We start from the raw sequence: 12,196 nt of genomic DNA on the forward strand, positions 1-12,196 counted from the left end.
GGCAGGAGCGCTTTGCTTACTTTCGTCTGGGCCGGCATTCCGGCTTTTCGAAAGTGAGTCGCTGTAAGAGCGAAACCACCAGCAGCCGTTACCGTAACAACGGATATGTACTCAATAGCCCCCCTAGAACCCAGCCATCAGCAACCTCAAGAAATGTGTAGATACCTATTAAAAATTTTGTCCTACAAAAATACCCACACAGCCCACAGGCTCTGGGATCTGGCCTAGACTCATGACCGATGGGTCGCAACCAAAAGAAAAGCCCCCGCAAAAAATCGAAACTTTCTAACTCTGCCGTAGGTCAGGTTTAAGGTAAGGCGAGCGCTGAAGGTTCACGCCGAACGCCCGTCCATCCACTCTATTTACGACTCCAGCGCAACTGGCATAAGGCTTGCCAGTCTGTGTAGCGCTTGTGCGCCTGGCCGCAGGATGCGGTCAATCATCGCCGATGGCTCAAAGCTATCAGCCGACCAACCATGGGAGAGAACTATGATCAGTGCCGATTTAGATACTCAGGGAGAGCGTTTTAGTCAGCCAATTGGCGGGCCTACCTCATTGGTGGACCTTCCCAACACGGTACGGCCGGTCTCGTCTCAAAACCCCAATCGCAAGAAAGTGCTGTTTGTCACCTCGGAGCTCGCCGATCTGGTGAAAACCGGTGGCCTGGGCGACGTCTCCGCCGCCCTGCCCAGGGCCATGGCCCACCTGCACGATGTACGCGTGTTGATTCCCGGCTACCCGCAGGTGCTGGAGAGCGACAACCCCATTCATATCATCGGCGAGCTGGGCGGCCATGCTGCGCTACCGCCTTGCAAGATCGGGCGCATGGACCTCAAGGACGGCCTGGTCATCTATGTGCTGATCTGCCCCGAACTCTATGAGCGTGAAGGCACGCCCTACGGCGCCAACAATGGTCGCGACTGGCCAGACAACCATATCCGCTTCGCCCGCCTGGGCCTGGCCGCCGCCGATATTGCCGCCAACCTGGCGCAAATCCACTGGTGCCCTGACCTGGTGCACGCCCATGACTGGCCAGCAGGCCTGGCTCCGGCTTATATGCACTGGCGTGGTTCACGCACACCCACGCTGTTCACCATCCATAACCTCGCCTACCAGGGGGTGGTCAGCCTGGCCTCGTGCCCGGAGCTGGGGATTCCCGAGCATGCCTTGCAACAGGAGGGGATGGAGTTCTACGGCAAACTGTCGTTTTTAAAAGCTGGCATGGCCTATTCCAGCCACATCACCACGGTCAGCGCCACGTACGCCCAGGAAATCACCACCCCGGAGTTCGGCTGCGGTCTAGATGGCTTCCTTGCAAGCAAGACCCAGCAAGGCCTGCTCAGCGGCATTCCCAATGGCATCGATGAAAGCTGGGAATCGTCCACCGACCCGCACCTGACCCACCCGTTCAATATCGGTGATTGGGAAGGCAAGGCCGTAAACGCGGCCCATGTACGTAACCTGTTCGGCTTGCACGACTCCACCGGCCCGCTGTTTGCCGTAGTTTCTCGGTTGGTCTACCAGAAAGGCCTGGACCTGACCGAAGCAGTGGCCAGTTTTATCGTCGAATCCGGTGGACAGATTGCAATCATCGGTCGCGGCGAACCCGAGGAAGAACAGGCCATGCGTGCCCTCGCCCTGCGCTTTCCCGGTCAGATCGGCGTACGTATCGGCTTCAACGAAACCGACGCGCGACGCATGTTTGCCGGCAGCGACTTTCTGCTGATGCCCTCGCGCTATGAACCCTGCGGCCTGAGCCAGATGTACGCCCAGCGTTTCGGCTCGTTGCCCGTGGCTCGCAACACCGGCGGCCTGGCGGACACCATCGAGGATGGCGTCACTGGTTTCCTGTTCAACGAATCCACTGTGCCAAGCTACGAAGCTGCCTTGAGCCGTGCGTTCAAGGTCTTTGCCTACCCCGGCCTGCTCAACGCCATGCGTTGCCGGGCCATGGCCGCGCCGTTCAACTGGTGCCAGTCAGTGGAGCCCTACGCCGAACTTTACGAACAACTGGTGGCGAAAACCCTGGGAATATCGGGGAAACAGTAAAGAGGTCTTTATAGATGCCGTTACGGACTCTGGAAACATGGCCCCACGGCGCAATCATGCTCGACGCGCAACACACCCGTTTCGCTTTGTGGGCGCCTGATGCGTTTTATGTCAGCGTTGAGTTGGAAGAAGGCACATCTGTTCCCATGCTGCCCCTGGCAGATGGCTGGTTTGTAGTGCAAGTGCAATGTCCGGCGGGAACTCGCTACCGCTACAACATCGACGGTGAGCGGGAGGTCCCTGACCCGGCTTCGCGACTTCAGCACTCGGACGTGCATGGCCACAGTGTCGTGGTCGATCCGCTGGCCTACCGCTGGCGCCACAGCGCCTGGCAGGGCCGGCCCTGGCATGAGGCGGTTATCTACGAGCTGCACGTGGGCGTGCTGGGGGGCTACGCCGAGGTTGAGAAACAACTGCCGCGCCTGGCCGAGTTGGGTGTCACGGCCATTGAACTGATGCCCCTGGCGCAGTTCCCCGGCGAGCGTAATTGGGGCTACGACGGGGTCTTGCCCTACGCCCCGCAATCCTCCTACGGCTCCCCCGACCAGTTGAAACAGCTGATCGACAGCGCCCACCAACATGGGTTGGCGGTGATCCTCGACGTGGTCTACAACCACTTCGGCCCCGACGGTAATTACCTGGGGCAGTACGCCAAGGGTTTTTTTCGCGAAGACACTCACACGCCCTGGGGCGCCGGCATCGACTTTCGCCGCCGTGAAGTGCGCGAGTTCTTTATCGACAACGCCCTGATGTGGTTGCTGGAGTACCGCTTCGACGGCCTGCGCCTGGATGCGGTGCACGCCATCAACGATCCCGAGTTCCTCCAGGAACTGGCCCAGCGGGTCCGTCAGCAAGTGGACTCGGGGCGTTACGTGTGGCTGGTGCTGGAAAATGAATTCAACCAGGCAAGTCTGCTGGAGCAAGGTTTCGATGCCCAGTGGAACGATGACGGGCACAACGCCCTGCACGTGCTGCTGACCGGCGAAACCGATGCCTACTACGCCGACTTTGCCGACGACCCCACCGCCAAACTGGCGCGCTGCCTGAGCGAAGGCTTTATCTACCAGGGCCACGCTACCCGTCACGGCAGTGAACGCGGTGAGCCAAGCAGGCACTTGCCGCCCAGCGCATTTGTGCTGTTTCTACAAAACCATGACCAGATCGGTAACCGTGCCCTGGGCGAACGCCTGCATCAACTCTGTTCCCCCCAAGCATTGAAGGCCGCTACGACATTGCTGCTGATGTCACCGATGATCCCGCTGATGTTCATGGGCGATGAAGTCAACGCTGAAGAGCCGTTCCTGTTTTTTACCGACCACCACGGCGAGCTGGCTGAAGCGGTGCGCGAAGGTCGGCGTAACGAATTTGCCGAATTTGCCGCCTTCACCGACCCCGAGCGGCGCGAACGTATTCCCGATCCCAACGCCCTGCAAACCTTCCGCCGTTCTGCCCCGGCCCTTGCCGATTGCAGCACTTCCCAGCTGTACCGCCAGTTGCTGAGCCTGCGCCACCGACACATCGTGCCGCATCTTCCGGGCAGCGTGGCGCTGGGTGCACACGTGCTGGGGCAAGGCGCGATCTCTGCCCGCTGGCGCCTTGGCGATGGCAGCGTGCTGCAGATCGACCTCAATCTGAGTCCTGCCACCTTCAAGCACCCAACAGGTGTCCACAGCCTGTTTGTGACCCCGGTTTCAACCGTCAATGACACGTTGCTCGCGCCCTTTAGCGCCCGTGTCAGCCTGACCCCGGGCGAATCCTCAACCCTTACTGGAGAGCACCCTTGAGCGAAGCGCAATTGGAAATACTCGCCAGCCGAGCGGGCCTGGCCGTCGACTGGATCGACGCAAACGGCCGCCCGCAACGTGTCAGCCCCGACGCCTTGCGCGCCGTGCTCAAAGGCCTGGGCCACCCCGCCGACAGCGACAAAGCCATTGCGGCCAGCCTGCAAGACCTGGCGCGGGTGCAACAAGACAAACACCTGCCACCGCTGCTGACCGTGGATGTTGGCGCAGGCCTGGACCTGGCGCGCTACTTTGCGCCAGGCACGCCCTGCCAGCTCCACCTGGAAGACGGCAGCGTCCTGGACCTTGAGCTGGACGCCGACGCGACTCTCGTCGGTTCGATGCCGGTGGGTTACCACCAGGCGCACATTGCCGAGCAACACTTCACCCTGGCAGTGGCGCCGACTCATTGCTACAGCGTCGCCGAAGCCGTAGACAGCCAAACCGCCCGCGCCTGGGGCCTCAGCGCCCAACTGTACGCCCTGCGCCGCAGCGGTGACGGTGGGTTTGGCGACACGCAGGCATTGGAGCACCTGGCCCGCGCCGCCGCCGAAAGAGGCGCCGATGCCCTGGCGATCAGCCCGATGCACGCCATGTTCAGCGCCGACACTGAGCGCTACAGCCCCTATTCCCCCTCCAGCCGCCTGTTCCTTAACAGCCTTTATGCTTCGCCGGGTTGCATCCTCGGCGAACGGGCGCTGCGCAGCGCCATCGAGACCAGCGGCCTGGCCGATGAACTGCAGGCGCTTGAACAACAGAGCCTGATCGACTGGCCCGCTGCGGCCAAGGCCAAACAACAGCTATTGCGCACGCTGTACCAGGATTTTCGCCAAGGCAACCACCCGCAACACGCCGACTTCCTGAGTTTTCGCCAGGCCGGTGGCGAGGCCCTGGAAAACCACTGCCGCTTCGAGGCGGTACAGGCCGAGCGCGCCGCCAACGGTGAAAGCCTCGACTGGCGCCATTGGCCGCATGACTGGCGCGACCCCCACAGCCCGGCACTGGTGCAGTTTGCGCAAGACAATGGCGAAGAAATCGGCTTCTTTGCCTTCAGCCAATGGCTGATCGCTCGCGGCCTTGCGCGGGCGCAACAAACCGCCAGGGGCAGCGGCATGGGCATCGGCCTGATCGCAGACCTGGCCGTAGGTGCCGATGGCGCGGGTAGCCAGGCCTGGAGTCGCCAGGACGAACTGCTCGCCGAACTGACTGTGGGCGCGCCGCCGGACATCCTCAACCGCGCCGGTCAGGGCTGGGGCATTTCCGCTTTTTCCCCCGAAGGCCTCAAGCGCAACGGCTTTCGCGCCTTTATCGAAATGCTGCAGGCCAACTTTGCCCATGCCGGAGGTTTGCGCATCGACCATGTGATGGGCCTGCAACGGCTGTGGGTGATCCCCATGGACGCCTCGCCCCAAGAAGGCGCCTACCTGCATTACCCGGTGGATGACCTGCTGCGACTGTTGGCCCTGGAATCGAGTCGGCACCAGGCCATCGTCCTCGGCGAGGACCTCGGCACTGTGCCTGACGGCCTGCGGGAAAAACTGATCGCCCGCTCGATCCTCGGCATGCGCGTGCTGCTGTTCGAACAAGACCATGGCGGCCAATTCAAACCTATCCTCGATTGGCCGGACAATGCCCTGGCGACCACCAGCACCCATGACCTGCCCACTCTCAATGGTTGGTGGCACAGCCGTGATATCGACTGGAATGTGCAACTGGAGCTCATTGATACGCCCACCGTCGAGCAGTGGAGCGAACACCGCCTGCGGGAACGCCAGTCACTGCGCCAGGCCTTGAGCCAGGACCCGCAGAATTTTCGCGATGAAGTGCGCAACGAAACCGACCACATGATCGACGCCAGCGTGCGTTACCTGGGCCACACCCGCGCCCCTCTGGTTTTGCTGCCCCTGGAAGATGCCCTGGGCATTGAAGAACAAGCCAACCTGCCCGGCACCACCGACACCCATCCCAATTGGCGTCGTCGCCTGCCGGGAGCAGCTGCCACCCTGCTCGACAACGAAAACGCCGCGCGCCGCCTTGAACTGCTGGCAGTCGCGCGCAATCAAGCCCACGAGCGTGACCGGTGAAGCCATTGACCCTTCGGGCTACTCAGCGCCTGCAATTTCATAAAGGCTTTACCCTTGATGACGCAGTGCCGTTGGTGCCTTACTTCGCCCGCCTGGGTATCAGCCATCTCTATGCTTCGCCGTTGCTCAGTGCCCGCGCCGGTTCCATGCACGGCTACGATGTAGTCGACCCCACCACCGTCAACCCCGAGCTGGGCGGCGAACCGGCACTGCGCCGGTTGGTGGCGGCCCTGCGTGCACACCAGATGGGCCTGATCCTCGATATCGTCTCCAACCACATGGCCGTCGGTGGTAGCGACAACGCCTGGTGGCTGGACCTGCTGGAATGGGGCCGTTTGAGCCCCTACAGCGAATTTTTCGACATCCAGTGGCATTCGCCTGACCCGCTGCTCAAGGGCCAGTTGCTGATGCCGTTTTTGGGCAGCGACTACGGGGAGGCGCTGCAAACCGGCACTATCCCACTGCGCTTCGATCCACAGCACGGCAGCTTCTTCGTCGAACACTACGAACACCGCTTCCCGATCTGCCCCAGCGATTACGGCGACATACTGCGTGCTTATGAGCCGCTCAAGGCCTTGGCCGACCGCTTCAGCACCCTCGCCTACCAGCCCGATGCCTACCCCCAGGCCGCGATCCTGAAACAGGAATTGGTCGACCTGGCTGGCGACCCAACGATCCTGGACGCCATCGAGCACAGCCTGAGCCTCTTCGACTCGCGAGAGCCGCAAGGCTTTACCCGCCTGCATCATCTGCTGGAACAACAGAGCTATCGCCTGGCCAACTGGCGCACGGCGGCAGACGACATCAACTGGCGGCGCTTCTTCGACGTCAACGAACTGGGCGGCTTGCGGGTGGAGCGCAGCGCCGTGTTCGAGGCCACCCACAGCAAGATCTTCCACCTGATCAGCGAAGGCCTGGTGGATGGCCTGCGCATCGACCATATCGACGGCCTGGCCGACCCACGCGGTTACTGCCGCAAGCTGCGACGCCGGGTGGATGCGCTATCGCCGGACCAGCACTTGCCGATCTACGTCGAAAAAATCCTCGGCGAAGGGGAAACCCTGCATGAGGACTGGCGGGTCGACGGCACTACCGGCTATGAGTTCATGAACCAACTGTCACTGCTGCAACATGACCCCGCAGGCTTTGAACCCTTGGCCGAGCTATGGACCGGCAACACCGAACGTCCATCAGCGTTTATCGAGGAAGCCTGGCTGGCCCGCCAGCAGATCCTCAACGGTTCCCTGGCCGGGGATTTTGAAAGCGTCGCCCAGGCCCTGCTACAGGTGGCCCGTGACGACGTGATGAGCCGCGATCTGACCCTGGGCGCTATTCGCCGCGCCTTGCAGGAGCTGATCGTGCACTTCCCGGTCTATCGCACCTACATCAGCGCCCGTGGCCGCAGTGAGCGCGACGACGTGTTCTTTATGCGAGCCTTGAGCGGTGCCCGCAGCACCTTAAGCGAAGGCGACTGGCCGGTCCTCGACTGCCTGGAAAAATGGCTGGGCGGCCAGCCCTGGCGTGACCGTCCTCTGGGTCGCGAACGCAAGATCCTCAAGCACGCCTGTGTGCGCTTCCAGCAACTGACTTCCCCGGCGGCGGCCAAGGCCGTGGAAGACACCGCGTTCTATCGTTCGGCGGTGCTGCTGTCGCGCAATGACGTAGGCTTCAGCACCGAGCAGTTCAGCGCGCCCCTGGCGCACTTCCACGCGGCCAATCAACAACGCTTGCAGACCTTCCCCGACAACCTGCTGGCCACCGCCACCCATGACCACAAGCGCGGCGAAGACAGCCGCGCCCGCCTGGCAGTGCTCAGCGAGTGTGCCGTTTGGTACACCGAGCAGGTGCAGCATTGGCGCGCGCTTGCCGCGCCGTTGCGCAGCGATCAAGCCACGCCCTCGGCGGGTGACGAGTTGATCCTCTACCAAGTGCTGCTGGGCAGTTGGCCCCTGGACCTCGATAGCGACAATGCCTCGGGCCTTGGCGACTATCATCAGAGGCTCTGGCAGTGGCAACAGAAGGCTTTGCGCGAAGCCAAACTGCACAGCAGCTGGAGCGCGCCCAACGAGCTTTACGAGCAAGGTGTCGAAGCTTTCCTGCGCCGTTTGTTGCTGGACGATTCGGGGTTAGCGCTGCGCACAGCCATTGGTGTCGCCGCCCAGGCCATCGCGCCGGCCGGGGCCCTCAATGGACTGGCGCAATCCTTGCTGCACCTCACCGTGCCGGGCGTGCCGGACCTGTACCAGGGCGATGAGTTCTGGGACTTCAGCCTGGTAGATCCGGACAACCGTCGACCGGTGGATTTCAATGCCCGGCAACAGGCGCTGCAATCGCCCGTCGAAGTGAGGCAACTGCTTCAGCATTGGCGTGACGGGCGTATCAAACAGGCGCTGATTGCCCAGGTGTTGACCTTGCGCAAGGCCCACCCGGCGCTGTTTGCCAAGGGCAGCTACGAACCGTTGGAGGTGGTAGGTGAGCATGCAGATCGAGTCATAGCGTTCTGCCGTGAACATCAAGGAAAACGGCTGTTGGTGGTGGTGCCGCGCTGGACCCACAGCCTGCTTGAAAACAGCGCCAACCCCCACGTTGGCGCGCAAGTTTGGGGCGATACCCGGGTCAAATTACCGTTCACCGTAACAACCAAAAATTGGAAGGGACTTTTTCGAACAGGCGCAGTCACACCCAACAAGGAGTTGAGTATCCGCGCAGCCCTGGGGGATTTTCCGGTGAATATCTTTATCAATCCTAATGGTCAAGAAAGCTGAACTTTTCTGTGAGGAGCATTGCGATGAGTACCGAAGACAAACGCGTTCGCGAATTCGCGTATCAGATCTGGGAGTCCGAAGGCAAACCCCAAGGCCAGGAGGCGCGTCATTGGGAGATGGCGCGCAAACTGGCTGAAGCTGAAGCGCTGACGCCAAGCAAGGCGCCCAAGGCCAAGGCCAAGCCGAAAACTAAGCCGGCGGCACCTGCCAAAGCGGCGAGCGCGGTGGAGAAACCGGCCGTCAAGTCCAAGCCGAAAGCGCCGCGCAAACCGGCGAGCTGATCACAGCCCATGGCTGATGTGCTCTTTGTAGCAATCGGGCTTCTTGTGGCGAGCGGGCAAGCCCGCTCGCCACAAGAAGCCCGATTGCCACGAACGGCCCTGTTCGCCTGAAGAACCCATTTGCAGGAGCATATCAATGAGCAAACCCGACAAAACCCAATCGACGCCTGATACCGAGCCGTCGCGGATTCGTGAAGGTTTGCCCTTCCCCCTCGGCGCTACCTGGGACGGCCTGGGGGTCAACTTCGCTCTGTTCTCCGCCAACGCCACCAAGGTCGAGCTGTGCCTGTTCGACGACACCGGCGAAATTGAGCTGGAACGCATCGAGCTGCCCGAATACACCGACGAGACCTTCCACGGCTATCTGCCCGACGCCCATCCGGGGCTGATCTACGGCTATCGCGTGTATGGTGCTTATGACCCGGCCAACGGCCACCGCTTCAACCACAACAAATTGCTGATCGACCCCTACGCCAAACAACTGGTGGGCGAGCTTAAATGGTCCGAAGCCCTGTTCGGCTACACCATTGGCCACCCCGACGCCGACCTCAGCTTCGACGAACGCGACAGCGCGCCCTTCGTGCCCAAGTGCAAAGTCATCGACCCGGCCCACACCTGGGGCAATGACCAACCCGTGCGCACACCCTGGGATCGCACCATCATTTACGAGACTCACCTGCGCGGCATCAGCATGCGTCACCCCTCGGTACCAGAAGCCGTGCGGGGTACCTGCGCCGGGCTGATGGTCGATGATGTGCTCAAGCACATCCGTCAGTTGGGGGTGTCGTCGGTGGAGTTGCTGCCCATCCATGCCTTCGTCAACGATCAGCACCTGCTGCAAAAAGGCATGACCAATTATTGGGGTTACAACAGCATCGCCTTCTTTGCCCCCGACCCGCGCTACCTGGCCAGCGGCAAGATCGCCGAGTTCAAGGAGATGGTCGCCCATCTGCACGAAGCCAGTCTGGAAGTGATTCTTGATGTGGTCTACAACCACACCGCCGAAGGCAACGAGCAAGGCCCGACCCTGTCGATGCGCGGCATCGACAACGCCTCGTACTACCGGTTGATGCCCGACGACAAGCGCTTCTACATCAACGACTCCGGCACCGGCAACACCCTGGACCTGAGTCACCCGTGCGTGCTGCAAATGGTCACTGACTCCCTGCGCTACTGGGCCACCGAAATGCACGTCGATGGCTTCCGCTTCGACCTGGCGACCATTCTGGGGCGTTACCACGACGGTTTCGAAGAGCGCCACAGCTTCCTTGTTGCTTGCCGCCAGGACCCGGTGCTGCGCCAGGTGAAGATGATCGCCGAACCCTGGGACATTGGCCCTGGCGGCTATCAGGTCGGTAACTTTCCACCAGGCTGGGTGGAATGGAACGACCGCTTCCGCGACACCGTGCGTGCCTTCTGGAAAGGCGACGACGGCCAACTGGCCGATTTTGCCGGGCGCATGACCGCCTCCGGTGAAATGTTCAACCAGCGCGGTCGCCGGCCCTACAGCTCGATGAACTTCATTACCGCCCACGACGGTTTCACCCTGCACGATCTGGTGTCCTACAACGACAAACACAACGAGGACAACGACGAGGACAACCAGGATGGCAGCAACAACAACCTGTCGTGGAACCACGGTGTTGAAGGCCCTACCGACGATCCTGAAATCAATGCCCTACGCCTGCGCCAGATGCGCAATTTTTTCGCCACCCTGCTCCTGGCCCAGGGCACGCCAATGTTGGTGGCCGGTGATGAGTTCGCCCGCACCCAACACGGCAACAACAACGCTTACTGCCAGGACAGTGAAATCGGCTGGGTCAACTGGGAGTTGGATGACGATGGCAAGGCTTTGCTCAAGTTCGTCAAACGCCTGATCAAGCTGCGCCTGACTTATCCGATCCTGCGTCGGGGGCGCTTCCTGGTGGGCGATTACAACGAAGACATCGGCGTCAAGGACGTGACCTGGCTCGCCCCGGACGGCAATGAGATGAGCACCGAACAGTGGCAAGACAGCCAGGGTCGCTGCCTCGGCATGTTGATGGATGGCCGCGCCCAGGAAACCGGAATACGCCGTGCTGGTGCCGATGCGACCTTGCTGCTGGTGGTCAACGCCCACCACGACATGGTCAATTTCCGCCTGCCGCCGGTACCCGATGGCGGCTTCTGGACCTGCATGATCGACACCAACCAACCGGCCGTGCGCGGCCAGGAGAGGTTTGATTTCGACCATGAATATGCTGTGACGGGAAGATCGCTGCTGTTGTTCGAACTGCAACATGAGGACGAGGTGTGAAATAGACCTGCCTGGATTTTTTCACCGACTATGATCAATACTCTTGCCACGGCAATCCAGGGTTGGAACGCCTGCACACCGCAAGAACATTGATTCTCGCGGGACCAAAGAAGAGTCGTCCCGTCAACGGGGTACGGCCAGGACAAGGACGTGACACTCATGAAGCCTGTACCTCTGAGAGAAGGCCGCCGTGGTCCCGCGCAAATCTGGAACAGCGCCCCACAGCTGGCGCAAATCCCCGTCATCAACCCGGTCACGCTCGTGCCCTTTGGCGCACGCGTCGTTGTAATCGCCCCGCACCCCGGCGATGAAGTGCTGGCCTGCGGTGGCCTGCTGCAACTGCTGAGCACACTCGACTATTCCCTGAAGCTGATTTCCGTCACCGACGGCAGTGCCAGCCATCCGGGCTCCAGCCTGTGGCCGGCGCAGCGCCTGAGCGTGTTTCGCCCGCAGGAAAGTGTCGAGGCTTTACGCCGCCTGGGTGTGCCGTTGCACAGCCTGAAATGGATTCGCGGTGGTTTTACCGACAATGCCCTGGCGGCCCGAGAGCAACAGTTGAGCCAGTTTATTGCCCGTTACCTGCAACCCGGCGATGTGGTGTTTACCACTTGGCGCACCGATGGCAACGACGACCACGACGCGGTCGGCCGTGCCACCGCCAAAGCCTGCGCCCTGATGGGCGCGCGTCTTTTGGAACTGCCGATCTGGGCCTGGCATTGGCCTGCCCGTGAAGCTGCGGTCATTCCCTGGCAGCGAGCCCGCAAGGTTCGCCTTAGCACCTGGAGCGTGGCCCGCAAGCTTCACGCGGCCCACGCCTATGAGAGTCAGTTGGTGGGTGATCCTGAGATCGGACTGGCGCCGATGCTCGCGCAGGTGTTGCTGGAGCGAATGCGCGAGCCGTATGAGATTGTGTTTGTGTAGCCAGTCCACTGTTGAGTCT

7 protein-coding genes are annotated in these 12,196 nt (G+C 61.5%); all 7 read left to right on the plus strand.

What is annotated here, in order from left to right; all coding sequences use genetic code 11:
- Positions 1-489: 489 nt before the first annotated feature.
- The 7 genes from glgA to AAEZ06_RS25040 all read left to right on the plus strand — a co-directional run bounded on the left by glgA (position 490) and on the right by AAEZ06_RS25040 (position 12,177).
- Positions 490-2,049, plus strand: coding sequence for a glycogen synthase GlgA (glgA, locus tag AAEZ06_RS25010; RefSeq protein WP_149413315.1), 1,560 nt, complete (start codon positions 490-492; stop codon positions 2,047-2,049).
- Positions 2,050-2,063: 14 nt separating this feature from the next.
- A complete protein-coding gene (treZ, locus tag AAEZ06_RS25015; RefSeq protein ID WP_149413316.1) occupies positions 2,064-3,833 on the plus strand; it encodes a malto-oligosyltrehalose trehalohydrolase in 1,770 nt (589 codons plus the stop codon).
- On the plus strand, positions 3,830-5,914 hold the full coding sequence (malQ, locus tag AAEZ06_RS25020; RefSeq protein ID WP_149413317.1) for a 4-alpha-glucanotransferase: 2,085 nt from the start codon (positions 3,830-3,832) through the stop codon (positions 5,912-5,914). The genes treZ and malQ overlap by 4 nt, the downstream gene beginning before the upstream one ends.
- Positions 5,911-8,679 carry a malto-oligosyltrehalose synthase gene (locus AAEZ06_RS25025; RefSeq protein ID WP_350616757.1) on the plus strand — a complete coding sequence of 923 codons (2,769 nt, stop codon included), beginning with the start codon at positions 5,911-5,913 and terminating at the stop codon, positions 8,677-8,679. Before malQ ends, AAEZ06_RS25025 begins: the two co-directional genes overlap by 4 nt.
- Before the next feature lie 23 nt (positions 8,680-8,702).
- On the plus strand, positions 8,703-8,960 hold the full coding sequence (locus tag AAEZ06_RS25030; protein ID WP_149413319.1) for a DUF2934 domain-containing protein: 258 nt from the start codon (positions 8,703-8,705) through the stop codon (positions 8,958-8,960).
- Positions 8,961-9,096: 136 nt separating this feature from the next.
- Positions 9,097-11,256, plus strand: a complete 2,160-nt coding sequence (gene glgX, locus AAEZ06_RS25035; RefSeq protein ID WP_149413320.1) for a glycogen debranching protein GlgX — start codon at positions 9,097-9,099, stop codon at positions 11,254-11,256.
- Between the two features lie 159 nt (positions 11,257-11,415).
- Positions 11,416-12,177, plus strand: a complete 762-nt coding sequence (locus AAEZ06_RS25040) for a PIG-L deacetylase family protein (protein ID WP_149413321.1) — start codon at positions 11,416-11,418, stop codon at positions 12,175-12,177.
- The last annotated feature ends 19 nt before the right edge of the window (positions 12,178-12,196 follow it).

This window comes from Pseudomonas sp. HY7a-MNA-CIBAN-0227 (genome assembly GCF_040310325.1).
Lineage (GTDB): Bacteria > Pseudomonadota > Gammaproteobacteria > Pseudomonadales > Pseudomonadaceae > Aquipseudomonas.

Bases quoted from the DNA above. Each gene is read 5' to 3' on its own strand.
- AAEZ06_RS25030 (WP_149413319.1), top strand. From the start codon at position 8,703: ATGAGTACCGAAGACAAACGCGTTCGCGAATTCGCGTATCAGATCTGG.
- treZ (WP_149413316.1), top strand. From the start codon at position 2,064: ATGCCGTTACGGACTCTGGAAACATGGCCCCACGGCGCAATCATGCTC.
- glgA (WP_149413315.1), top strand. From the start codon at position 490: ATGATCAGTGCCGATTTAGATACTCAGGGAGAGCGTTTTAGTCAGCCA.
- glgX (WP_149413320.1), top strand. From the start codon at position 9,097: ATGAGCAAACCCGACAAAACCCAATCGACGCCTGATACCGAGCCGTCG.
- AAEZ06_RS25040 (WP_149413321.1), top strand. From the start codon at position 11,416: ATGAAGCCTGTACCTCTGAGAGAAGGCCGCCGTGGTCCCGCGCAAATC.